This window comes from Aeromicrobium sp. P2_G6, assembly GCF_056403535.1.
On record NZ_JBFUFH010000001.1, the window covers coordinates 130,558 to 152,282 of the forward strand.

Consider the following 21,725-nt stretch of genomic DNA (forward strand, 5'->3'; position numbering starts at 1 on the left):
GCTCAGCCGACCGCGACGAGGGCGTTGAGACGTTCGCTGATGGTCTGCACCGCGGCATCGATCTGATCGGCTGTCTTGCGGTGGACGTCCGGGCTGCGCCGGTAGGGGTCTCCGATGTCGATGTCGGCGGGGGCCTTGCTGCGCTGTCGCGCCGCCTCGGCTACGAGGTCGCCCGGATCGGCGCCGTGGACCAGGTCGCAGAGCGCCGCGAACTCACGCAACGTGAAGGTACGTCGGAGGGCGCGCGGGTTGACGCTCAACACATCCGAGCGGTGCACCCGGGTCGCCGTGACGATCAGGTCGGCCGAGTCGACGAGATAGGAGTCGATCGCGTGGGAGCGGAACGACTCTGCCGAGTGCCCCAGCCGCAGGAGCTCCATGGCTGCCATGGCATCCATCGGCTGGCGGTCCCAGCCCTGCACTCCGGCGCTCGCCACCTCGAACTTGTCACTGTCGAGCCGGGCTCGCAGCAGCGCCTCGATCATCGGCGACCGGCAGATGTTGGCCGTGCACACCGCGAGGATCGCGAAGCGTTGCGCCGGCATCAGCGCAGGACCGGACGTACGTGGAGCCCTGCCTCGGGGTCGACGAGCACCTCCTGGTTGGCTGCGACGCCGTCGGCCAGCAGCGTCGCGCCGGGATCGACGTTGCGCTTGATCACGGCGAGCGCGATCGGCCCCAGCTCGTGGTGGCGGGCGGACGAGCCGGCGAATCCCACCCGGACGCCGTCGAGGGTCACGTCCGAGCCATGCGCAGGAAGGTGGTCGACGGAGCCGTCGAGGAGGAGACGGACGAGCCGGCGCGGCGGACGGCCCAGCGTGTGCACGCGAGCGACGGTCTCCTGTCCGCGGTAGCACCCCTTGTCGAGGTGCACGGCGACGCCGAGCAGCCCGACCTCGTTGGGGATGGTCTTGTCATCGGTGTCGAGCCCGACCCGCACGATGCCGGCCGCGATGCGCTCGGCCTCCCACGCCCACAGCCCGACCGGGTCGCCGAGCTCGGCCGGCAGCTCCATCAGGGATGCGCGCGGGACGAGCTTCCACTGCAGTCCGGGCAGGCCGATCACAGCCCAGTCGTCCGTGACGGTCGCGACCTCAACGCGCATCATGAACCGCATACGGTCGAGGAACTCCGCGAGCGCCGAGCCGGCCCCGGGTTCGGTGTGCGCCCAGAACGTCTCGCCGTCGTCGATGCCGGAGAACCCGTGCTCGATGCGCCCCTGCGGCGACAGCAGCAGGACTTCGGTCGGCACACCCGGCGCGAGGTTCTCGAGGAACTGCGTCGTGAGCGAGTGCAGCCAGGTCAAGCGGTCGGGACCGGTGATCGTCACGACGTCGCGGTGCGACAGGTCCACGAACGTATGGCCTGCGGTGAGACGGCGCTGCTCGGCCGAGATCGCGCCGTAGTGCGCTGCGACTGCGTGATCCGGCGAGTCGCCGCCGACGGCGCCGTGCAGGGCCAGCAGGGGGCTAGACACGGGCCAGCCTCCCCCACAGGTGCGACTGCATCTCCTGGCCCTCGGCGGCCATGTCGTACGCGTACATCAGGTCGCCCTCGACCAGGCCGTACATGCGCTGGCCGGCCGTGTACTCCTTGGCGGTCGACGTGCGCGCGACGACGTCGGTCGCGAGCGTGATCCGCGGGCCGTCGACCTCGCCGTACCAGACCTCGGCATAGCCCGTGGGGTGCGCGAGGACTAGCTCGAGCTGGCCGTCGTCCTTGGGTCGCAGGAAGCCGGTCTCGAGCGCTCCCGGACGTACGCGTTCACCCTTGTCGTCGGTGATCCACGTCCGGCTGAAGTAGTGAAGGAACGGGCGGGTGTCGTGCGCGAACACCACATCCTGCTCGAACGTGAAGGAGTCGATCGTCGGGTAGTCGCCGTGCCCGTCGCCGTGCCAGTTGCCGAGCAGCCACACGACCGGCATGAGGTCAGGGTGGAGGTCGGACGGGATCTCGAACGGCATGTTCCCAGTCTACGGGCGCCCTTTACGCTGACGTGCATGAGAGCGGTCGTGCAGAGGGTCAGTCAGGCCCGGGTCGAGGTCACCGGGAAGACCGTCGGCGAGATCAGCACGGGACTCGTGGTCCTGCTCGGCGTCACGCACGACGACACCACGGACCTCGCAGACCGGCTGGCCGCCAAGATCTGGAACCTGCGCATCCTGCGTGAGGAGAAGTCCGCAGCCGAGCTCGGTGCCGGGATCCTCGTGGTCAGCCAGTTCACGCTCTACGGCGACGCACGCAAGGGCCGGCGCCCGACCTGGACCGCCGCGGCGCCGGGGCCGGTCGCGGAACCGGTCTACGACCACTTCTGCAACGCCCTGCGTTCGCTCGGCGCGACCGTGGCCGAGGGCGTCTTCGGAGCGGACATGGCGATCTCCCTGACGAACGACGGACCGACCACGCTGGTCCTGGAGCTCTGACTGCGTACCGACTTGGACGCGCCTTGACGCGACCCGGCAGAATGGTCGGGATTCCCTGAGGACGGAGCACGATGGCAGGCAGGCTCGGCAATTACCGCGACGCCGGCAAGAGGCGAGCGGATGGCGACAAGTTTCGCCGGCGCCACCGCAAGACCTTCCTGACCCTCGTGACCCTGGCAGTCGTCTTCAGCGTCGGTGTCGCCGCGACCGCCGCATACGCCTACATGCTCAACAACAAGCTCGGCAACGTCGAGAAGGTCAAGCCGAAGATCAAGGAAGAGGACCGCCCCGACCCCGACAAGGGCAAGGCGCTCAACATCTTGCTGATCGGCTCGGACAAGGGCAAGAAGATCGCCGGCGAGCCTCAGGACACGTCGATCGCCGACGACGCCAAGGCCGACAAGTGGCCGACCGGCAAGTACCGCTCGGACACGCTGATGATCGTGCACATCACGTCCAACCGGAAGTACGCCTTCTTGATGTCGATCCCCCGTGACACGTTCACGACGATCTACAACGAGAAGGGCGAGCCGCAGGGGCAGAACAAGATCAACGCGGCGTTCTCCGAGTACGGCCCCAGTGGCACCCTCTCGACGGTCGAGCACCTCACCGACCTCCGCATGAAGCACCTCGCGATCATCGACTGGGAGGGCTTCAAGGACCTGTCGACCGCGGTCGGCGGCGTCCCGGTGACGATTCCCAGGGCGTTCTACGACCCCAAGCAGAAGATCCAGTGGGATGCCGGCCAGCAGAACCTCGAGGGCAAGAAGGCGCTCGCCTACGTCCGCACCCGCTACGGCCTCCTGCGCGGCGACTTCGACCGCATCGCGCGCCAGCAGAACTTCCTCCGCGCGCTGATGGGCAAGATCCTCGCGAAGGGCACGATGCGCAACCCGGTCAAGCTCATCAACACCGTCAGCGCCCTCACCAAGAACCTGACGGTCGACGAGGCCTGGACCGCAGGCGACATGCGCGGCCTCGCGCTCTCCCTGCGGGGCGTGCAGACCAAAGACGTCATCTTCCTCACCGCGCCGGTCGCCGGCACCGAGACGATCCCGACGTTCGGCAGCATCGTGCGGCTCGATGAGCTCAAGTCCGACGAGATGTACACCGCGTTCCGCAAGGACAACCTGCGGGCCTATCTCAAGAAGTACCCGGACGACGTCCTGAAGCCGCCCGACGAGGTCGGCTGACCGTCAGTCGCACGCGGAGTTGACCCGTACGTCGTTCAGCGTCGGCTGAACCCCAGGCGTGGTGCTGAACACCCCGTCGCCGCCCTGGCCGCGTCCGGAGATCATCGTGGCGGTCACGGAGATCTGCTCGCCGGGCTTGATCGTCACGGTCACCGAGGAGATGTTGCGACCGCCCACGCGACCCGCGGACACGGTCTGCGATTCACCGTTGATCCGGACGCCGGTGATCCCACCGTCGTACGGAGAGTAGATGTGCAGGGTGATCCGCATCGTTCCTCTCGGGGTGAATCCCCCGATCCCCGCGATATAGGGGGACAGCTGCGCGGCGTTGGCCGGCGCGTTGGAGACCAGCTCCGTCGTCGTGCTCAGCTCCTGGATGTCCCCGTTCAGGCAGCGACCAGGACGCACCACGGTCGTGTAGTCGAGGTAGTACTCCATCTTGGTGGAGGCGGCGTCGCTCAGGTAGACGCCGATGTGCGGCCGGTTGCCGTCGTCACCCCCGACGCTGCCCGACAGCCCCGTCGGAGCGATCTCCTTCTGCTCGACCTCATGGCTCGACCACATCGTGAGCCGGTTCTCGTTCGCGGCGGTGACCAGCGCGGAGATGACCGTGCGCGAGTCCCCGCGGCCCGACTTGACGACATCGAAGATCTTGCGGGCGGCGCTCTGGAACACGTCGTCCTGCTTGTCGTTGTCCTGGTACGCGGCATAGATCCCGTTGAGCAGCACACCGACAGCGTTGGACTGGTCGAGCGACGTGCCATCGGACAGCTGCACCGGCCCAGTGCCCCCCAGGATGTAGGACAACGCGATGGGGTCGACCGAGATGACCCCGTCGACGTCGACGTCGAGGCCCTTCTTGACCAGGGCGCGAGCGATCTCCGCACTGCGCGGGAAGTCAGGGGTGCTGTTGACGTCACGGATGTCGGTCACGAGGTCGGAGGAGAACACCGACCGTTCATCTGCCGTCATCGGCACGACCGGCTTGCTGGCCGGCGGCAGGTCCTGGATCGACCCCTGCTCACCCATCGACAGCTTGCCCTTGTCGGCCTTGAGGATCGCGAACGATCCGGCGATGCCGCCGGTAGGTCGTACTTCGGCGTTGTTCTGGATCAGCAACAGGTAGCGACGAGTGCCGTTGGCGCCCAGCATCGAGGGCATCAGGCGAGCTGCGGACCGGCTGGACACGGCGGCGGACTGTGCCGAGGCGATCTTGTACTGGATCGTGCTCACCGGCCCCCGGATGGGGACCAGCAGAGAGGACGCGTCGATGCCGCTCAGCTTGTCGTCCGCCCGGGTCAACGCGTCTGCGGCGGCGATGACCGAGGGCCGGATCTTGCGGATCTTGGCCAGATCGACCTTGCCGTTGCGTGGGCTGAAGGCGTTGAGGTTGACCTGCGCCGACAGGTTGACCAGTGGCGGCATGGCCTGGGTGGCGATGTCATCGGCCACGACGGCGACCGTCCGCACGGCCGAGACGTTCTTGCCGAAGTACGGCACCTTGGAGCCGATCGACCACAACGGCCCTTCGGTCTTGGCACGCGCCCGCTCTGTCGACGTCTGGAGGCCGCTGAGCGTGACCTTGGCCCCGGCCTCGTCGCCTGCCACGATCTGGTTCTGGAGCACCTCGGCCTGGTTGGAGGCCAGGCGTAGAGACGAGCTGGCCTGGGACGCCTGGAACGCGAAGACGACGAGCAACAGACCGAGGACCACGCCGACGGCGAGAACGACATGACCACCAGTGATCCGCCGATACCAGGGACCGGCGTGTCGCTGGGGTGGCCGCGACCTGAGCTGCGGAAGTCTCATGGCGTAGGTGCTCCGACATCACTCATGCGAGCCCCGATGACAGGGCTCGCATGAGTGGTGGTGGACTTTCGAGGAATCAGTGCGAGGAGCGACGACGCGCGGCGTACGTGACGCCGGCTCCGCCGACCACCAGGGCTCCGCCCAGGGCCAGGAGCCAGAGCTTCGAACCACCGGTGTCGGGCAGTGCGCTGTCACCTTCGTCGCCAACGCCATCGGCGAGCAGCGTGACGGTGGCCGAGATGGGGCACGTGACGTCGACGGCCTGCAGGGCGGTGGCGGTTCCGGTCGAGTAGAACGCCGGCGTCACGTCCGAGGAGGCGCTTGCCGTCGCGGCGGAGGACTCGGTGGCCTCGTGCGTGCACTTGGCGACGATCTTCGACGAGGTCGTCTTGTCGACGTCGGGAGTCGAGAACGAGCCGGTGATCGAGGTGCCCGATCCGGTCTTGGTCTTGCCCCGGTAGGTCACGGTCCAGGCGCAGTCGGTCTCGCCCGCATCAGCCTTGAACGTGAAGCTCTTGCCACCCACGACGGTCGAGTTGTTGAGGCTGAGCGACACACCACAGGCGGGATAGGCCTGGGCAACACCCGACGACAGCAGGGTGATCCCGCACGCGATCACAGCCGCGGCGACAAGCCGAAGTTTGAACATTGAATACTCCCGTGAAGATCCTGGTTTGACAGGCCGTGACCATGAATGTGGAACATGTTGCCGCAGTGAGACGAGTTACGCGTGGAACAACGAGCGTCACCGGCACTTCGTTACGCGGAACTCTAGCGCAACCGACGGCGGGTTCGAGCCAGTTAGTGCCTACCTGTCATCGACGGGTCCCGCCGGCTCTCCCGACGTGACGACGAGGTGCACCCGGCTGAGCCGGATGCACCTCGTCATGTCCTTCTGCGCAGGTCAGACCGCGACGGCAACCTCGGCAACGACGCCCTTGGCGGCCGTCACCGCGTTGTCGACCGAGATCGACTTCGGAGCGAGCGTGCGGAGGGTCCACTCGCCGGGTCCGGCGAAGAACCGGAACTGGCCGGTCGCCGAGGTGGGAACCTCTGCGGTGAACTCGCCGGTGCGGTCGAGCAGACGTACGTACGCATTGCCGACCGGCTGGCCGTCACGCGTCACGATGCCCTGGATCACAGCTTCATTCGCGACGTCGACGCCGTCGAGGCTCGGACCGCCCTTGATCGCGCCGCACATCAGGCGACACCCGGCTCGTCGCCGAGGGCCACCGGCACGGCACGCAGGGCACCGTATTCGGTCCACGACCCGTCGTAGTTCTTGACGTTCTCGTGACCCAGGATCTCCTTGAGCACGAACCACGTGTGCGAGCTGCGCTCACCGATGCGGCAGTAGGCGATCGTGTCCTTGGCGTCGTCAAGACCAGCGTCGGCGTAGAGCTCCTTGAGCTCCTCGTCGCTGCGGAACGTGCCGTCGTCGTTGGCAGCCTTGCTCCACGGCACGTTGCCGGCGGTCGGGATGTGACCGCCGATCTGGGCCTGCTCCTGCGGCAGGTGCGCCGGGGCGAGGAGGCGGCCGGCGTACTCATCAGGGCTGCGGACGTCGATGAGGTTCTTGGTGCCGATGGACGCGATGACTTCATCGCGGAACGCGCGGATCGACTCGTCCGCGTCCTTGGCGACGTACGTCGTCGCGGGACGCTCGGTGACCTCGGTCGTCAGCTCACGGCTGTCGAGCTCCCACTTCTTGCGGCCACCGTCCAGCAGACGCAGGTTGTCGTGGCCGTAGTACTTGAGGTACCAGTAGGCGTACGCGGCGAACCAGTTGTTGTTGCCGCCGTAGAACACGATCGTGTCGTCGTTGCCGATGCCCTTGGCCGACAGGAGCGCCTCGAGCTTCTCCTTGCTGACGAAGTCGTGGCGGACGCCGTCCTGGAGATCCTTCTTCCAGTCGAGCTTGATGGCGCCGGGGATGTGCCCCTTGTCGTACGCCTCGGCGTCCTCGTCGACCTCGATGAGAACGATCGACGAGTCATTGAGATGTTCCTCGACCCAGTCTGCGGTGACGAGCGCGGATTCGCGGCTCATGCTGTACCTCCGTTGTGTGCCCTGGATGGGCGTTGGTTGATGAGACAGTGCTTGTTCGTGGGGCAGATGAAGTTGTCAGGCACGTGCCGGCGTGAGCCGGCGCAGCACCAGGTAGAGCTCGCATCCGAGGCACAGGCCGACGGATGCGTTGAGCAGGGCTGCCACGAGTGCGAACACCGTGGCGAGGTAGCCGACCGTCGTCGCTCCCGCGAGGAAGGCGATGAGGGCGGCGCTGGTGAACGCGAGTCCGACGACTTGCGCGAACCGTGGCGGTCGGGCGTCCTCCACGTCGGCAGGCGGCCCGATCCGGGGACGCACGACCTTGGCGAAGAAGACCGAGTAGGGCGAGACCTGCAGGCTGACCAGTGCCGAGACCGCGAAGACCGCGACCTGGATCGCGAGCAGCACGACGTTGACCGGCTCAGGCGTCACCAGCACCAGCGCGAGCACGACGGCGGTGATGCCAGCGGCTACGCGCAGACCACGAGGGTCCACGTGTGTGGGTTGGGGCATGTTGCTCCTGCGCTGAGGCACGGCCCGGCATGGCCTGGGCGTGCGGGAACTGACGGACGAAAGGTGTCAGCGCATTCGACACAGCGAGGAGCGGGTGCGGCAGTTGTCGACTGCGCGCCGCCTCGTCAGGTGTGTCGTCTCAAGCATGTGTCCAAGAGTAGGGACACCTGCTGGGTTAATCACTCCATTGTCTCGCGATGTGGACACTTGTCCCACATGTTGGCGCACTTGCTGGCATTGCAGGCCTTTATCGTGGGTCTCCGACGGCCTCTCCGAGCGCTGCGAGCACCTGTTCGCGACGCGGTAGGCCCGATGCGCGGGTCGAGACGACGCCGTCAGCGTCGAGCACGAAGACCGTCGGCGTGCGCATGATGCCGAACCTGCGGACCATCTCGAGATGCTCCTCGGCGTCGATGTCGACAGCCACGACGCCGTCGACCTTGGCTGCAATGTCGTTCAGCAGCACACGGGTTGCCCGGCACGGGCTGCAGAAGGCAGTCGAGAACTGGACGAGCGTCGCACGCTCGCCCAGCTCGGTCCCGATGTCGGACGGGAAGAGCACCTGGGCGTCGGCTCGTGGCGGCTGCTCGGCGAACCGGCCATTCCTGGCCTCGACGATCGCCGCCACGGCCACCGTCACCACGACGGCGGCAAGGAGCGCCACGATTCCAGCCATGCTTCCAGCGTACGTGGGGCGGCCCGGGCTACCTTGGCTGTCTCAGAGGCCGGGCGCACCCACGAGCTGGCCGCCGACGTAGACCAGCGGGGCGGCGAGCGCGACCGACATCGCACCGGGAAAGCCCCAACCGGCAGCTGCGTGCGTACGCCCTTGGGACCAGGCCCGCCCGAGCACCTGACCCAGGACGCCGAACAAGGCCGCAGCCGAGCCGATCGCGGCGCCATAGACCCAGGTGAGAATCGTCGAGTCGACGCCGAGCACGACCGCGGCACCGCCAGCGGCTCCGGCGACCACGGCCATCGAGGCACAGATCCAACGGTCCATGGGGATGAGCCAGACCAACAGCCCGGCGGCGAGCCCGCCGGCTCCGACGGCGACGGCTTCGGCCTCGGCGAGCGACTGGGCCGCGCCGATCCATCCCGACGACAAGGCCGCGAACGTCCCGAGCGTCACGGCGTACGCCGTCGACGGCACGAGGTCGGGGCGGCCGTCGGTGCGAAACATCTGTGCGACCAGGGCCACGAACACCGATACTGCGATCGCCGGAAGGATCCCGGCCAACATCCCGTTGTCGGTCGCACCCACCACGTCGGCCGTCGTGCCGTCCGCCCCATTCAGCAGGTCGGGCGCCAGCGTGATCACCGTGGCCACCGCGCCGCCGCTCAATGCCGCCACGAAGTGGGGTGACTGGATGGAACGTCCGGACGGGTCGACCGCGCGGGGCGCCAACGCGATCAGCACCTGGACGAGGAAGACAGCCGCGCCGACGAAGACCGGATCGGTGTAGGCCGCGAGCGTGATGACCCCGGCCAGTGCGAGGGACAGCAGGGTCGATCCAAGGCGTGACACCCCCGCATGATGCCAGTACGTGGAGGGCGGTCGTGCGCTAACCGCCGGCGAACGGCGGGAGGAACTCCACGGTGTCACCCGGATGCAGCGAGATCGTCGCCGGTTCGCGCGCGCCGACAGGGGTGTCCCCCAGGAGGATCGAGCAGGTCGAGATCACGTCGTCGAACCGGTCGCGGTCGCGATGCCGCCGACTGATCTCGTCGAGGAGCTCAGCGAGGGTCCCAGCGGGAACCTGCTCCTCGGCGATGCCTGCCGCAGAACGTGCGGACGCCCAGTAGTGCACTGTGACGTCCTTCTCATTCACGTCACCTCGTGGCAATTGGTCGGACACATGAAGTATTGTTGACCATGCAACGAGGCCACGGTGTTCCGCCATGGCCTTTTCGCATATCTGGACCAGATCGACCCGGCTAACTCACGCGGCACCGGAGGCTGACCTCATGTCCCACCTGCTTCTCCTCACCAAGAGCACGCAGTCGTCGGTGGAGGTGCTGCCTGCCCTCGCCCTGTTGCCGCACCACGTCAAGATCCTCCCCGCCGAGGCGAGCGCCCTGCTCGATGCACCGCCCTGCGACGCCGTTCTCGTCGACGGCCGCCACGACCTCGCCCAGGTCCGCAGCCTGACCCGGGTCATCCGCACGACCGGCATCGAGTGCCCGCTCATCCTGATCCTGACCGAGGGCGGCCTCGCCGTCGCTGCGTCCGACTGGGGCATGGACGACGTCATCCTGACGACCGCCGGACCCGCCGAGCTCGAGGCCCGCCTGCGGCTGGGAATCGGCCGCGTCGCCGCGACCCACGACGGCGACAACGAGAGCCACGTCATCTCCTCCAGCGGACTCGTGGTCGACGATGCGACCTACACCGCCAAGCTCGAGAACCGCACGCTCGACCTCACGTTCAAGGAGTTCGAGCTCCTCAAGTTCCTCGCCCAGCACCCGGGCCGGGTCTTCACCCGCCAGCAGCTGCTGCAAGAGGTGTGGGGCTACGACTACTTCGGTGGCACGCGCACGGTTGACGTGCACGTACGCCGGTTGCGGGCCAAGCTGGGCACCGACAACGAGACCTTGATCGGCACCGTGCGCAACGTCGGCTACCGTTTCGTTGCCACCAAGACCGAGCCGGCCCGCGACACCGCCGACGCCTAGGCGCTAGAGCAGCATCGTCAGGCCCACGGTCAGGCCCATCGCGACGACGAGGACCCGGAAGAGCCACGGCGGAAGCCTGCGTCCGATGAGCGCGCCCAGGTAGCCCCCGACGAGCGAGCCCAGGCCGACCAGCACGACGGCAGCCCAGTCGAGGTCGGCCCAGAAGACGAACACGACTGTCGCCACGACATTCGACGCGAAGATCGCCAGGGTCTTGAGGGCGTTGATGATGCGCAGCTCGACATCGATGCCGAGGGCATAGAACGCGACCAGGATGACACCCTGGGCGGCGCCGAAGTATCCGCCATAGATGCCCAGGAGGGTCGAGAGCCCAGCGACGGGTCCCGACATCGTCTGCCGGTCGCGGGGCGCGAGGCCTCGTCGGAGGGTCCTTCGCCGCGCCCATGCCGAGATCGCCGGCTGCGTGGCGACGAGTGCCGAGGAGAACAGGATGAGCCACGGCACGATCGCCTCGAACACACCGGGGTTGAGGACCAGGAGCAACGTCGCGCCGACGACGCCGCCCAGCCCGCTCGTCGCGATGACCGCCCCGCTGAGCCGCGGGTACTCCCGCAGCTCACGGCGGTAGCCAACAGCCCCACCGACGCCGGCCGGCACGAGGCCGACGGTGTTCGACGCGTTGGCGACGACCGGCGGCAGGCCGACCGCGACGAGAATCGGGAAGCTGATGAGCGACGCGGCGCCGACGGAGGATGACGCGATGCCGGCCAGGAGCCCGCCGGCCAGCAGCGCGAGCTGGTCCAGGTTGTCCATCCCGAGGTCAGTCGCGCAGCAGCGCCACGTCGCTGACCATCTCGACGTGGTCGTGCATCGCCTCGGCTGCGGCGCGGGGGTCCTTCCGCCGGATTGCCTCGGCGATCTTGCGGTGAGCCTTGAGGGAGTCGCGGGGGCGACCAGGCTGCGACAGCGACTCGATGCGGGTCTCGAGGATCAGGTCACTGATCTCCGCCATCATCCGAGCGAGCAGGGATGAGTGGGCTGCTGCGGTGATCGCGGCATGGAACTGCTCATCGCCCTCGACCCCGCGGCCACCTGCTTCGATGTCACGCTCCATCTCGTCGAGGGCGCCGTCGATGCGAGCCATGTCGTCGTCGCTCCGGCGCTGGGCGGCGAGCGCGGCGAGCTTGGACTCGAGGGCGTCGCGCGCCTCGATGACCTCAGGCAGCCGGGTCGCGTGGGCGCGGATCGCGTCGATGATCTTGGTGGACGAACGGGTTTCCGTCAGCATGGCGCCGTCACCGTGGCGTACGGCCACGACACCGATGACCTCGAGTGCGACCAGGGCCTGGCTGACCGTCGCCCGGCTGACGCCGAGCCGCGCCGCGAGCTCGCGCTCGGGCGGGAGCCGGTCACCCGGCTTGAGCCCGTTCTCGTCGATCCACCCCATGATCTGTTCGGCCACCTGCTCGTACAGCCGAGGTCGACTGACCGGCTTCAGGCCGGTGAATGATCTGCTGCCCATGGGACAAGGGTATTGACAATTGGCAAAGATGACTATTGGCTAGGCCACTGAACCAGTGATGGTGACGTGGCTCACGGGGGCCGCATCGAGAAAGGAATCGATATGGGTCCGGAATGGGTTGCGATCATCGCGCTGGTCGCGCTGTTCGCCATCGGCACGCTGCTGCCGATCAACATGGGGGCGCTCGCGTACGTCGCGGCGTGGCTCGTCGGCATGTACTCGCTCAAGCTCGACGAGAAGGAGATCCTGGCGGGGGTGAGCGGTGACCTGGTCCTGACGTTGATCGGCGTCACGTACCTGTTCGCGATAGCCAAGAACAACGGGACGGTGGACCTGATCGTCACCAAGGCGGTCAAGGCCGTCGGCGGTCGCGTCGCCCTGATCCCCTGGGTCATGTTCGGCGTCACGGCGTTGCTGACCGGCATCGGGGCAGCGAGTCCCGCCGCGTGCGCGATCATCGGTCCCATCGCTCTCGGGTTCGCCGGCAAGTACAAGATCAATCCGCTCATGATGGGCATGTTCGTCGTGCACGGCGCCCAGGGCGGTGGCTTCTCCCCCATCAGCATCTACGGCACGATCACCAACTCCGTGATGCGCGAGAACGGCCTCGAGGTTGGCGAGATGACGCTGTTCCTGTCGAGCCTCGTGGTCAACCTGATCATGGCCAGCATCCTGTTCGTCGTGCTCGGCGGCGGCAAGCTGATGTCCCAGCGCATCGATCTTGACGAGGACGAGCTGCTCGACGACCTGCACAGCGGCGGCGCGACCGTCCCGGCTCGCGGCTACGGCACCACGGCACCGACCGGCACCAAGGCGCAGGGCGTGCGGGTCGACCAGCTGCTGACCCTCGTCGCGTTCGTCGGGGTCGCGGTCGTGTCCCTCGCATTCGACAAGAACATCGGGTTCGTCTCGATCACGGCGGCGGTCATCCTCAACATGCTCGCCCCGAAGCAGCACACCGACGCCGTGCGCGCGATCGCCTGGCCGACGGTCCTGCTGGTCGCGGGCGTCAGCACGTACGCCGCCATCCTCACGCAGGCGGGATCGCCCGAGTTCGTCGGCAAGTGGGCGGCCGGCCTCGGCGCAGCCGCGATCGGCGCCCTGATCCTCTGCTACGTCGGCGGCGTCGTCTCGGCGTTCGCCTCCTCCACCGCGCTGCTGCCGATCATCATCCCGATCGCGCTGCCGATCATCGCCGAGCACGGCATCAATGCCGTGGCGCTCGTCGCAGCCCTCGCGATCGCCTCGACGATCGTCGACGTCAGCCCGTTCTCGACCAACGGCGCGTTGATGCTCGCCAACCGGCCGGACACGATCGGTGAGCAGACGTTCTACAAGCAGATCCTGACGTACAGCTTCATCGTCGTCGCGGTCGGTCCATTCTTCGTGTGGGCAGCCCTCGTGCTGCCGGGATGGTGACGGATGACATCACGTTTCGGACCGCTCAAGGACCTGCTGGTCGTCGACCTGTCGCGCGCCCTCGCCGGGCCGCACGCCACGATGATGCTGGGCGACCTCGGTGCTCGCGTCATCAAGGTCGAGAACCCGCGACACGGAGATGACACCCGTGGCTGGGGGCCGCCGTTCCGCTGGCCGGAGGACGGCGGGCACACCGGGACAGCCGGCGACGACGCAGCTCGTGAGTCGACGTACTTCCTGTCGGCCAACCGCAACAAGGAGTCGATCGCGCTCGACCTGAAGGACGACGCTGACCGCGACGTCCTGCTCGAGCTGGTGTCGCGTGCTGACGTGCTCGTCGAGAACTTCCGTACGGGAGTGCTCGAGCGCCTCGGGCTGGGGATCGCCGCACTGCACGAGCACAACCCCGGACTCGTCGTGCTGTCGATCACGGGATTCGGCCACGACGGCCCTGAGGGCGGGAGGGCCGGCTACGACCAGATCGCTCAAGGCGAGGCCGGGCTGATGTCGATCACGGGATCAGGCCCCGAAGACCCGCAGAAGGTCGGCACTCCCATCTCCGACATCCTCGCCGGGATGTACGGCGCGTACGGCGTCATAGCGGCGCTGCACGAGCGGGAGGCGACCGGTGTTGGCACTGTCGTGCGTACCTCCTTGTTGGCGGCGACGGTTGGCGTGCACGGGTTCCAGGGCACGCGGTGGACCGTCACAGGCGAGGTAGGGCAGGCGCAGGGCAACCATCACCCGTCGATCTCGCCGTACGGGCTGTTCCACTGCCGCGACGGCGCTGTGCAGATAGCGGTCGGCAGCGAGGGCCTGTGGCACGACTTCTGCGCAGGGTTCGGCCTTGACCCGGCCGCGCCCGGGATCGCCACGAACCCAGAAAGGGTCGCCCAACGCGAACGAGTCGTCGAGATCGTCGAGAAGGCATTCGCCGATTGGGACGCCGCCGCGCTGCTCGACCGGCTCGCCGAGGTCGGCATACCTGCAGGCAGGGTGCGGACCATCGACGAGGTGTACGAGTGGGAGCAGACCGCGAGCCAGGGCTTGCTGATCGACGTCGAGCACAGCACGCTCGGTAGGTTGACCCTGCCGGGGCCTCCGCTGCGGTTCTTCGACGCCGACGGCGGCGAGGTCACGGTGACCTCGCACGACTCCCCGCCGGTGCTCGACGAGAATGGTGACGACATCAGGGCCTGGCTGAAGGAGACGTCATGAGCGAGCAGGAGGGAAAAGCATGAGCGAGCGCCAGCGAGCGAATCATGAGGCAGGGATCATGCCGGCGCCTCCGTATCGTGGGTTCTTCTCGGAGGCGGCGGCATGAGCGATCGGCTGATGGCGCGGGAGCTGCTCGACCTCGTGCTGGACGAAGGCTCCTTCGAGTCGTGGGACGAACCGGTCGACCACTCCGGGCTCGACCCGAAGTACCAGCAGGAGCTCGTCGCGGCCGCCGAGCGGGCCGGTACCGACGAGTCCGTGCTGACCGGCCGCGGCCTGATGCACGGCCGGCCCGTCGCGGTGCTGGTCAACGAGTTCCGCTTCCTTGCCGGGTCGATCGGGCAGGCGGCGGCCAAGCGGATCGTGTCGGCCGTTCGCCGGGCCACGGCTGAGGGCATACCCCTGCTGGCGACCACGGCGTCCGGTGGCACGCGTATGCAGGAGGGCACCCCGGCCTTCGTGCACATGGTCGACATCTCGCGGGCGATCATGGATCACCGTGCGGCGGGGCTGCCGTACCTCGTCTACCTGCGGCATCCGACGACCGGCGGCGTGTTCGCGTCGTGGGGATCCCTGGCACACGTGACCGTTGCCGAGCCCGGGGCGCTGATCGGATTCCTCGGGCCGAAGGTCTACGAGCTCATGGAGGGCCGGCCGTTCCCGCCCAACGTGCAGACCGCCGAGAACCTCGCCGATCGCGGCATCATCGACGCGGTGGTCCTGCCCGACGAGCTGCCGCTCCTGGTCGATCGTGCGCTCAGCCTGCTGATCGACCCGCCGAAACCGCAGACCCGCGAGCTGCGCACCGGCGAGGTCACCCGCAAGCGGTCGGCATGGGAGTCGATCCAGATCACGCGCAGCCGGCACCGCGCGGGCGTACGTGAGGTGCTGCGTTACGGCAGCGACGCGACGCTGCGCCTGCAGGGCACCGAGAAGGGTGAGCGCGACAGCGCCATGATCGTGGCGATGGCCAGGATCGACGGCCAGCCCTGCATCGTGATCGGTCAGGACCGTACGACCCAGACCCGCTTCAAGCCCATGGGTCCCGCCGCGCTGCGCGAGGCCCGGCGCGGGATGCGCCTGGCCAACGAGCTGCGCTTGCCGCTGGTCTCGTTCATCGACACCCCCGGCGCCGAGCTGTCCCCCGAGGCCGAGCAGGGGGCGATCGCCGGCGAGATCGCCCGCTGCATCTCGTGGATGTCGACGATGCGGGTGCCGACGGTCTCGGTCATCCTCGGTCAGGGTTGTGGCGGCGGAGCGCTGGCGTTGCTGCCGGCGGACGTCGTGATCGCCGCCGAGAACGCGTGGTTGTCACCGTTGCCGCCTGAGGGCGCCAGCGCGATCGTGCACGGCGACCTCGACCATGCAGCCGAGATGGCCGAGGCGCAGCGGGTCAGCGCGATCGACCTCTACGAGAACGGCACGGTGCACCATCTCGTCGCCGAGCCCGAGGGCGACACGCCTGAGCTGCTGGCGCAGGCGATCGCCGCTGAGGTGGGATCGCAGCTCGTGGCGCTGCGGGCCCGATGAGCATCCTCGCCCTGGCCGAGCGGGCCGCAGCCGCCGACGGAGTCGAGCCGTTCAACGAGGCAAGCCTGTTCGCGCTCAGGGACGGTTCGCCTGCGCGGGTCCTGGTGCAGCAGACCGAGCCCGACGGAACGATCTCGGCAGCGGCGTACGCGGTGGGCGATGCGCCGGTCGAGATCGTCGTCGACCCTGCGCACCGGCGCGCTGGCAAAGGGCGCCGCATCCTCGACGAGCTCATGGCCGATGGCGAGGACCGCTACTGGGCGCACGGTGACCTGCCGGCTGCCCAGGCGCTGGCAGCCTCCGCGGGGCTGACGGCCGAACGCATCCTGCTGGTGCTGCGGCTCACGTTCGACGGCCCGCCGGCACCCGAGCGCGTACGCGACGGCGTCACGATCCGGTCGTACACGCCCGCGGATGCCGAGCAGGTCATCGCGGTCAACGCCCGCGCGTTCGCCTCACATCCGGAGCAGGGTGCGATGGACGCCGCAGACTTCGGCCGGCGTACGTCCGCGGAGTGGTTCGACCCGGCCGGGCTCTTCGTCGCCGAACGCGACGGCCGGATCATCGGGTTCCACTGGACCAAGGTGGAAGACCATGTGGGCGAGGTCTATGTCGTCGGCATCGACCCGGATGCGCAGGGCGGCGGGCTCGGCACGGCGCTGACGGCTCGCGGACTGCGCCACATGTACGAACTCGGGGTCCCGGTCGTCGACCTCTACGTCGAGGGCGACAACGCGCCCGCGTTGGCCGTCTACCGCAAGCTCGGCTTCCAGGACTGGAAGAAAGACGTCCTCTACGCTGCCGGCTGATTGAGGTGCGAAGGCCGTCCGCGGCCGTAGCCTCGAAATCGTCGGTGGTTTCGAGGCTCCGCTTCGCTCCGCACCTCAACCACCAATTGTCAGCTCAGGCCGCGTTGGAGGGCGTTGGCGGCCCGGCGCATCGCCCGCGGGGCGGAGGTGCCCACGCCGACCATGTTCGCGAACGAGTGGATCAAGCCCTCCTCGCAGACGTACTCGACCGGCACGCCGGCCGCCTTCAGCTTGTCGGCGTACGCCTTGCCCTCGTCGAGCAGCAGGTCGAAGCCGGCCGTCACGACGTATGCCGGCGCGACGCCCGCGACGTCCTGCTGCAGGGGCGACAACCGCGGGTCGGCCCGGTCCTCGTCGCCCAGCAGGTAGCTCTCCTCGCCGAGCGTCATGTACGCCTCGGTGAGGTAGAACCCGTCCGCGTACGTCTTGCGGCTGACGCTGGTGTCGAGGAAGTCGGTCACCGGATAGATCAGCAGCTGGAAGGCCGGCTTGATCCCCTCGTCCTTGACGGCGTGCTGCGCGACGAGAGCGGCGAAGCAACCACCCGCGCTGTCGCCGCCGACGGCGATGCGAGTGGGGTCGATCGCGATGCCCTTGGCGTGCTCCGTGATCCACTTCCACGCCGCCCGCGCATCCTCGAACCCCGCGGGGAACGGGGCCTCTGGCGCGAGGCGGTAGTCGACCGCGATGACCCTGACCTGCGCCTCCTCGGCGAGGAACCGGCAGATCGCGTCGTGGCTCTCGAGGTCGCCGTAGATCCACGCGCCGCCATGGAAGAACACGAGCGCAGGCGCATCGCCGGTCAGGCCGCGCGGCGTGTAGAAGCGCAGCGTCAACGGACCACCCGGCCCGTCGATGGTCCGGTCTGTCACGGCGCCGATCGGCAGGTCGCCACCCACGATCCGCGCAGCGTCGACGACCTTGGCCCGGCCCTTCCGGATCGGCAGGGTCTCGGTGGCCGGCCCTTCGATCCGCTGCAGGCGCAGCAAGAGCTGCATCTCGGGATCAAGCGTCTTGCCGTCGATCACGACGGGCGCTCCGGCCAGCCGCCGGATCACCGGGCGGGGCAGCTTGAGGAGCGAGCGGGCGGTGACCCCGCGAGCGGTACCGGACAGCTGGGCCACGAGCGACATGGTGGCCAAGGTAGCGCATCGCGATTTCGTTCAATCCGCGTTCATCTTGGCCTGTCAAACTGGACGACGTGGAGACCCATGACATGGCCGTTGCCGACCTCGAGGCCCCGGCATCGCCCGACGAGTTCGACGTCGACCCGCCGTTCGACCCTGCGGAGAGCACCCTGCCGCACGACCGGTTCCTCGACCGCGAGCTGTCATGGATCGCGTTCAACGCCCGCGTCCTCGAGCTCGCGCAGGACGACGCTCTGCCGCTGCTGGAGCGCGTACGCTTCGCGGCGATCTTCGCGAGCAACCTCGACGAGTTCTTCATGGTCCGCATCGCCGGCCTCAAGCGCCGCATCGCGGCCGGCGTCGCGGTGCCGTCGGCCAGCGGCCTCAACCCCCGCGACGTGCTCTCCCGCAGCCTCGCGGCGAGCCTGGAGCTCATGGTCGCGCACGCCCAGACGTACCACCACGAGCTGGTGCCGGCCCTCGCGGCCGAGGGCATCGAGCTGCTCCACTGGGACTCCTTGCGACCCACCGAGCAGGAGCAGATCAGCGCGCTCTACCGCGACCGTGTCTTCCCGATCCTGACGCCGCTGGCGGTCGACCCCGCCCACCCGTTCCCCTACATCTCGGGGCTCTCGCTCAACCTCGCGCTCGTGATGCGCAACCCCGAGACCGGCAAGGACCACTTCGCGCGGGTCAAGGTCCCGCCGATCATCAACCGGTGGATGGAAGCCGACCCGGGCCGGTTCGTCCCGCTCGAGGAGGTCATCGCCGCCCACCTCGACCTGCTGTTCCCGGGCATGGAGCTCATCGCTCACCACGCCTTCCGGGTCACCCGCAACGAGGACCTCGAGGTCGAGGAGGACGACGCCGAGAACCTCCTCAAGGCGCTCGAGAAGGAGCTGCTGCGGCGCAAGTTCGGTCCGCCCGTACGCCTCGAGGTCGAGGAGTCGATCGATCCCGGCGTGCTCGACCTGCTCGTGTCCGAGCTCGGCATCAGGGTCGACGAGGTCGTACGCCTGAGGGGCCCGCTCGACCTGCGCAGCCTCAACGAGATCGCCGACCTCGACCGGCCCGAGCTCAGCTACGAGCCGTTCGTCCCCGGCACCCACGAGCACCTCGCCGAGGTCGAGACCTCCAAGCCCGCCGACCTGTTCAGCGCACTGCGCAAGCGCGACGTGCTGGTGCACCACCCCTACGACTCGTTCGCGACGAGCGTGCAGCGCTTCATCGAGCAGGCCGCCGCCGACCCGCACGTGCTGGCGATCAAGCAGACGCTCTACCGGACGTCGGGCGACTCCCCCATCATCGACTCGCTCGTCGACGCCGCGCGGGCCGGCAAGCAGGTCCTCGTGCTCGTCGAGATCAAGGCACGATTCGACGAGCAGGCCAACATCCGCTGGGCGCGCAAGCTCGAGCGGGCCGGCTGCCACGTCGTGTACGGCCTGGTCGGCCTCAAGACGCACTGCAAGCTCGCCCTCGTCGTGCGCGACGAGCCCGACGGGCTGCGCCGCTACGCGCACATCGGCACCGGCAACTACAACCCCAAGACCGCGCGGCTCTACGAGGACTTCGGGCTGCTGACGTCCGATCCCGACATCAGCCACGACCTCACGGACCTGTTCAACAACCTCTCGGGCTTCGCGCAGGACTTCTCCTACCGCCGGCTCATGGTGGCCCCCGCCGGCCTGCGTCACGGCATCGTCGAGCGCATCGACACCGAGATCGCACACCACGCGGCGGGACGACCCTCAGGCATACGCATCAAGGTCAACTCCCTCGTCGACGAGACCGTGATCGACAAGCTCTACGAAGCGTCACGAGCCGGGGTCCAGGTCGACCTCATCATCCGCGGCATCTGCACGCTACGGCCCGGAGTCCCCGGCCTGAGCGACAACATCCGGGTGCACAGCATCCTCGGCCGGTTCCTGGAGCACAGCCGGATCTACTGGTTCGCGGGTGGCGGCGAGCCCGAGGCATGGATGGGCTCGGCGGACCTGATGCACCGCAACCTCGATCGCCGCGTCGAGGTGCTCGTACGCGTGCCGTCCGCCGCGCACACCGAGCAGCTCGGCGACCTGCTCGCCCGGTCGGTCGACGCCGAGACCACGTCATGGCACCTCGGCCCCGACGGGGAGTGGAAGCGCTACGTCGGCTCGTCCGACCTGCAGTCGGTGCTGATCGATCGCGCCAAGGCCCGCCGAAGCCGCTGAGGCAGGACTCGATCCCTAAGGAGGCCGCCCGCGGCCGACTGGGAGCGAGCTCTGCGAGCGAAGGGCGGTGACTTGCCCCGCTCGCCCAACCCTCTCGCCGTACGCCCCTTCGGTCGCTCGTCCCTCGCTCCCTCCCGCGACTTCGTCGCTAGGGGCCGGGAATCTACACAGGGCAGCTGGCGAAGAGGAGGGGGCCGTCGCCGGTCATGTATCCCGCGGTGTCCGGATCGTGCCTGAACCGCAGCACGGCAGTGCTTCCTTGCACCGACGACGAGCGCAGCACGAGTGAGTCCTCGACTCGCCCGGATCGCCCGATGAACGCCCCCGACGCGAGCGCCGTACGCGTGCGCAGCTGACCAGCGGCCTTCGACGGCGAGCGGAAGCCGAGCGCGAATCGCATCGTCTCGCTCTTCTTCGAACCGGCGTCGAGGGCGCGGCCGGCGTATTCGGGCTTGGCGAGCTCACCGGCCCGGTCGATGGCTGCGCGGGCCTGGGCCTTGACGTCGGCGCCGGCCTCCTTGAGCGAGGTGGCCAGGCACGCGGACGAGCCGGCCTGCAGGATGACGCTGTCACCCCCGGCGAGCGTGCCCGCCACATCGGCCGCGCTCCGCACGCCCAACAGTGAGGGTGCATCGCGGTCGATCGTCTCGAGGACCGTCGACACGTACGTGGCGCGGTCTGCCGCGATCACGAGGCGACGACCGGGGACCAGTGCGATCGCGCTCAGCGTCGAGGCCAGCTCGGGGCTCTCGACGTCGCTGCCGTCGGCGATCGTCCACACGCGACCATCGCGCGAGTAGCCGAGCTCTCGCAGGTGCGACTGCACCGACCCGAACGACACCGAGTCGTCGAGCCGGGCGACCATCGCGGCGCCATCCGGGGCCTGTCCGTACGCCTCCCAGTCGAGGTCGGCGGTCGACCAGCCGTAGGCGTCGTGCATCTCCTCGGTGAACTGACCGATGACCGAGCGGGTCGACAGGTCGCGCAGACCGGCATCGTCGGCCAGCGCCGCCCGGTCCGCTGCGGTCGACGCCGAGCCGAGCCCGAGCACGCGGCGGATGCGCGACCAGTCGGTGAAGCCGGCCACCTGGGTGTCCGCGGGCAGGGAGTCGAGTGCGGAGGTCAGGGCCGAGCGGGTGTCGCCTCCGACCTCACCGGCGGCCCAACGGCCGCCCACGACGGCAGCCACGATGACGAACGACGGGACGACGACGGAGATCAGCACGAGCCGCAGTCGCATCCCGTCCATACCTCCTTCATCCCCCG

The 21,725-nt window shown here is 68.4% G+C and carries 23 protein-coding genes; 8 read left to right on the plus strand and 15 right to left on the minus strand.

Annotated features, from left to right (window positions below; all coding sequences use genetic code 11):
• Window positions 1–2 precede the first annotated feature (2 nt).
• From AC1DVU_RS00600 to AC1DVU_RS00610, 3 genes are read right to left on the minus strand one after another with little or no spacing between them, the layout of a single operon-like run.
• The gene (locus tag AC1DVU_RS00600; RefSeq protein WP_476920480.1) at window positions 3–545 is read right to left on the minus strand and encodes an arsenate reductase/protein-tyrosine-phosphatase family protein; all 543 of its coding nucleotides are present in this window, start codon (window positions 543–545) and stop codon (window positions 3–5) included.
• Window positions 545–1,477: a CAF17-like 4Fe-4S cluster assembly/insertion protein YgfZ gene (ygfZ, locus tag AC1DVU_RS00605; RefSeq protein WP_476920481.1), complete on the minus strand. Its 933-nt coding sequence runs from the start codon at window positions 1,475–1,477 to the stop codon at window positions 545–547. The genes AC1DVU_RS00600 and ygfZ overlap by 1 nt, the downstream gene beginning before the upstream one ends.
• Window positions 1,470–1,964 (minus strand): heme-binding beta-barrel domain-containing protein, encoded by a 495-nt coding sequence (locus AC1DVU_RS00610; RefSeq protein ID WP_476920482.1) that lies wholly within the window; start codon window positions 1,962–1,964, stop codon window positions 1,470–1,472. The genes ygfZ and AC1DVU_RS00610 overlap by 8 nt, the downstream gene beginning before the upstream one ends.
• Before the next feature lie 36 nt (window positions 1,965–2,000).
• On the opposite strand from AC1DVU_RS00610, the gene dtd reads away from it, so the two are divergent.
• Both dtd and AC1DVU_RS00620 read left to right on the plus strand, forming a co-directional pair.
• Complete coding sequence (gene dtd / locus AC1DVU_RS00615) at window positions 2,001–2,423, plus strand: D-aminoacyl-tRNA deacylase (RefSeq protein WP_476920483.1); 423 nt, start codon at window positions 2,001–2,003, stop codon at window positions 2,421–2,423.
• 71 nt (window positions 2,424–2,494) lie between these two features.
• A complete protein-coding gene (locus AC1DVU_RS00620) occupies window positions 2,495–3,616 on the plus strand; it encodes an LCP family protein (protein ID WP_476920484.1) in 1,122 nt (373 codons plus the stop codon).
• A gap of 3 nt (window positions 3,617–3,619) precedes the next feature.
• Here AC1DVU_RS00620 and AC1DVU_RS00625 read toward each other — a convergent pair whose 3' ends face one another.
• The 8 genes from AC1DVU_RS00625 to AC1DVU_RS00660 all read right to left on the minus strand — a co-directional run bounded on the left by AC1DVU_RS00625 (window position 3,620) and on the right by AC1DVU_RS00660 (window position 9,819).
• The gene (locus AC1DVU_RS00625; RefSeq protein ID WP_476920485.1) at window positions 3,620–5,425 is read right to left on the minus strand and encodes a DUF4012 domain-containing protein; all 1,806 of its coding nucleotides are present in this window, start codon (window positions 5,423–5,425) and stop codon (window positions 3,620–3,622) included.
• Between the two features lie 76 nt (window positions 5,426–5,501).
• A complete protein-coding gene (locus tag AC1DVU_RS00630; RefSeq protein ID WP_476920486.1) occupies window positions 5,502–6,074 on the minus strand; it encodes an LPXTG cell wall anchor domain-containing protein in 573 nt (190 codons plus the stop codon).
• A gap of 255 nt (window positions 6,075–6,329) precedes the next feature.
• Window positions 6,330–6,626 (minus strand): DUF1416 domain-containing protein, encoded by a 297-nt coding sequence (locus AC1DVU_RS00635; RefSeq protein ID WP_149689855.1) that lies wholly within the window; start codon window positions 6,624–6,626, stop codon window positions 6,330–6,332.
• Window positions 6,626–7,474: a sulfurtransferase gene (locus AC1DVU_RS00640; RefSeq protein WP_476920487.1), complete on the minus strand. Its 849-nt coding sequence runs from the start codon at window positions 7,472–7,474 to the stop codon at window positions 6,626–6,628. The genes AC1DVU_RS00635 and AC1DVU_RS00640 overlap by 1 nt, the downstream gene beginning before the upstream one ends.
• Before the next feature lie 75 nt (window positions 7,475–7,549).
• Window positions 7,550–7,987, minus strand: a complete 438-nt coding sequence (locus AC1DVU_RS00645; protein WP_476920488.1) for a DUF4395 domain-containing protein — start codon at window positions 7,985–7,987, stop codon at window positions 7,550–7,552.
• 247 nt (window positions 7,988–8,234) lie between these two features.
• On the minus strand, window positions 8,235–8,663 hold the full coding sequence (locus AC1DVU_RS00650) for a TlpA family protein disulfide reductase (RefSeq protein WP_476920489.1): 429 nt from the start codon (window positions 8,661–8,663) through the stop codon (window positions 8,235–8,237).
• Between the two features lie 42 nt (window positions 8,664–8,705).
• Window positions 8,706–9,515 carry a hypothetical protein gene (locus tag AC1DVU_RS00655; RefSeq protein ID WP_476920490.1) on the minus strand — a complete coding sequence of 270 codons (810 nt, stop codon included), beginning with the start codon at window positions 9,513–9,515 and terminating at the stop codon, window positions 8,706–8,708.
• Window positions 9,516–9,552: 37 nt separating this feature from the next.
• The gene (locus AC1DVU_RS00660) at window positions 9,553–9,819 is read right to left on the minus strand and encodes a MoaD/ThiS family protein (RefSeq protein ID WP_476920491.1); all 267 of its coding nucleotides are present in this window, start codon (window positions 9,817–9,819) and stop codon (window positions 9,553–9,555) included.
• A gap of 136 nt (window positions 9,820–9,955) precedes the next feature.
• On the opposite strand from AC1DVU_RS00660, the gene AC1DVU_RS00665 reads away from it, so the two are divergent.
• Window positions 9,956–10,663 (plus strand): winged helix-turn-helix transcriptional regulator, encoded by a 708-nt coding sequence (locus tag AC1DVU_RS00665; RefSeq protein WP_476920492.1) that lies wholly within the window; start codon window positions 9,956–9,958, stop codon window positions 10,661–10,663.
• Between the two features lie 3 nt (window positions 10,664–10,666).
• Here AC1DVU_RS00665 and AC1DVU_RS00670 read toward each other — a convergent pair whose 3' ends face one another.
• Window positions 10,667–11,437, minus strand: coding sequence for a sulfite exporter TauE/SafE family protein (locus AC1DVU_RS00670; protein ID WP_476920493.1), 771 nt, complete (start codon window positions 11,435–11,437; stop codon window positions 10,667–10,669).
• A 7-nt stretch (window positions 11,438–11,444) separates the two neighbouring features.
• The gene (locus AC1DVU_RS00675) at window positions 11,445–12,146 is read right to left on the minus strand and encodes a FadR/GntR family transcriptional regulator (protein ID WP_476920494.1); all 702 of its coding nucleotides are present in this window, start codon (window positions 12,144–12,146) and stop codon (window positions 11,445–11,447) included.
• Window positions 12,147–12,248: 102 nt separating this feature from the next.
• Here AC1DVU_RS00675 and AC1DVU_RS00680 point away from each other — a divergent pair, with 102 nt between their 5' ends.
• The 4 genes from AC1DVU_RS00680 to mshD all read left to right on the plus strand — a co-directional run bounded on the left by AC1DVU_RS00680 (window position 12,249) and on the right by mshD (window position 17,122).
• Complete coding sequence (locus tag AC1DVU_RS00680; protein ID WP_476920495.1) at window positions 12,249–13,565, plus strand: SLC13 family permease; 1,317 nt, start codon at window positions 12,249–12,251, stop codon at window positions 13,563–13,565.
• A gap of 3 nt (window positions 13,566–13,568) precedes the next feature.
• Window positions 13,569–14,783, plus strand: coding sequence for a CaiB/BaiF CoA transferase family protein (locus tag AC1DVU_RS00685; protein ID WP_476920496.1), 1,215 nt, complete (start codon window positions 13,569–13,571; stop codon window positions 14,781–14,783).
• 102 nt (window positions 14,784–14,885) lie between these two features.
• Window positions 14,886–16,313, plus strand: a complete 1,428-nt coding sequence (locus tag AC1DVU_RS00690; RefSeq protein WP_476920497.1) for a carboxyl transferase domain-containing protein — start codon at window positions 14,886–14,888, stop codon at window positions 16,311–16,313.
• On the plus strand, window positions 16,310–17,122 hold the full coding sequence (gene mshD, locus AC1DVU_RS00695) for a mycothiol synthase (protein WP_476920498.1): 813 nt from the start codon (window positions 16,310–16,312) through the stop codon (window positions 17,120–17,122). Before AC1DVU_RS00690 ends, mshD begins: the two co-directional genes overlap by 4 nt.
• An 89-nt stretch (window positions 17,123–17,211) precedes the next feature.
• Here mshD and AC1DVU_RS00700 read toward each other — a convergent pair whose 3' ends face one another.
• Complete coding sequence (locus tag AC1DVU_RS00700; RefSeq protein WP_476920499.1) at window positions 17,212–18,255, minus strand: alpha/beta hydrolase; 1,044 nt, start codon at window positions 18,253–18,255, stop codon at window positions 17,212–17,214.
• Window positions 18,256–18,338: 83 nt separating this feature from the next.
• On the opposite strand from AC1DVU_RS00700, the gene AC1DVU_RS00705 reads away from it, so the two are divergent.
• Window positions 18,339–20,459, plus strand: a complete 2,121-nt coding sequence (locus AC1DVU_RS00705) for an RNA degradosome polyphosphate kinase (protein ID WP_476921586.1) — start codon at window positions 18,339–18,341, stop codon at window positions 20,457–20,459.
• A gap of 163 nt (window positions 20,460–20,622) precedes the next feature.
• Here AC1DVU_RS00705 and AC1DVU_RS00710 read toward each other — a convergent pair whose 3' ends face one another.
• Window positions 20,623–21,708, minus strand: coding sequence for a hypothetical protein (locus AC1DVU_RS00710; protein WP_476920500.1), 1,086 nt, complete (start codon window positions 21,706–21,708; stop codon window positions 20,623–20,625).
• Window positions 21,709–21,725 lie beyond the last annotated feature (17 nt).

What these genes read in the sequence shown, in the direction of transcription:
- AC1DVU_RS00600 (WP_476920480.1), bottom strand. Translation starts at nt 545, where the DNA reads ATGCCGGCGCAACGCTTCGCGATCCTCGCGGTGTGCACGGCCAACATC.
- AC1DVU_RS00610 (WP_476920482.1), bottom strand. Translation starts at nt 1,964, where the DNA reads ATGCCGTTCGAGATCCCGTCCGACCTCCACCCTGACCTCATGCCGGTC.
- dtd (WP_476920483.1), top strand. Translation starts at nt 2,001, where the DNA reads ATGAGAGCGGTCGTGCAGAGGGTCAGTCAGGCCCGGGTCGAGGTCACC.
- AC1DVU_RS00620 (WP_476920484.1), top strand. Translation starts at nt 2,495, where the DNA reads ATGGCAGGCAGGCTCGGCAATTACCGCGACGCCGGCAAGAGGCGAGCG.
- AC1DVU_RS00625 (WP_476920485.1), bottom strand. Translation starts at nt 5,425, where the DNA reads ATGAGACTTCCGCAGCTCAGGTCGCGGCCACCCCAGCGACACGCCGGT.
- AC1DVU_RS00630 (WP_476920486.1), bottom strand. Translation starts at nt 6,074, where the DNA reads ATGTTCAAACTTCGGCTTGTCGCCGCGGCTGTGATCGCGTGCGGGATC.
- AC1DVU_RS00635 (WP_149689855.1), bottom strand. Translation starts at nt 6,626, where the DNA reads ATGTGCGGCGCGATCAAGGGCGGTCCGAGCCTCGACGGCGTCGACGTC.
- AC1DVU_RS00640 (WP_476920487.1), bottom strand. Translation starts at nt 7,474, where the DNA reads ATGAGCCGCGAATCCGCGCTCGTCACCGCAGACTGGGTCGAGGAACAT.
- AC1DVU_RS00645 (WP_476920488.1), bottom strand. Translation starts at nt 7,987, where the DNA reads ATGCCCCAACCCACACACGTGGACCCTCGTGGTCTGCGCGTAGCCGCT.
- AC1DVU_RS00650 (WP_476920489.1), bottom strand. Translation starts at nt 8,663, where the DNA reads ATGGCTGGAATCGTGGCGCTCCTTGCCGCCGTCGTGGTGACGGTGGCC.
- AC1DVU_RS00665 (WP_476920492.1), top strand. Translation starts at nt 9,956, where the DNA reads ATGTCCCACCTGCTTCTCCTCACCAAGAGCACGCAGTCGTCGGTGGAG.
- AC1DVU_RS00670 (WP_476920493.1), bottom strand. Translation starts at nt 11,437, where the DNA reads ATGGACAACCTGGACCAGCTCGCGCTGCTGGCCGGCGGGCTCCTGGCC.
- AC1DVU_RS00675 (WP_476920494.1), bottom strand. Translation starts at nt 12,146, where the DNA reads ATGGGCAGCAGATCATTCACCGGCCTGAAGCCGGTCAGTCGACCTCGG.
- AC1DVU_RS00680 (WP_476920495.1), top strand. Translation starts at nt 12,249, where the DNA reads ATGGGTCCGGAATGGGTTGCGATCATCGCGCTGGTCGCGCTGTTCGCC.
- AC1DVU_RS00685 (WP_476920496.1), top strand. Translation starts at nt 13,569, where the DNA reads ATGACATCACGTTTCGGACCGCTCAAGGACCTGCTGGTCGTCGACCTG.
- AC1DVU_RS00690 (WP_476920497.1), top strand. Translation starts at nt 14,886, where the DNA reads ATGAGCGATCGGCTGATGGCGCGGGAGCTGCTCGACCTCGTGCTGGAC.
- mshD (WP_476920498.1), top strand. Translation starts at nt 16,310, where the DNA reads ATGAGCATCCTCGCCCTGGCCGAGCGGGCCGCAGCCGCCGACGGAGTC.
- AC1DVU_RS00700 (WP_476920499.1), bottom strand. Translation starts at nt 18,255, where the DNA reads ATGTCGCTCGTGGCCCAGCTGTCCGGTACCGCTCGCGGGGTCACCGCC.
- AC1DVU_RS00705 (WP_476921586.1), top strand. Translation starts at nt 18,339, where the DNA reads ATGGCCGTTGCCGACCTCGAGGCCCCGGCATCGCCCGACGAGTTCGAC.
- AC1DVU_RS00710 (WP_476920500.1), bottom strand. Translation starts at nt 21,708, where the DNA reads ATGGACGGGATGCGACTGCGGCTCGTGCTGATCTCCGTCGTCGTCCCG.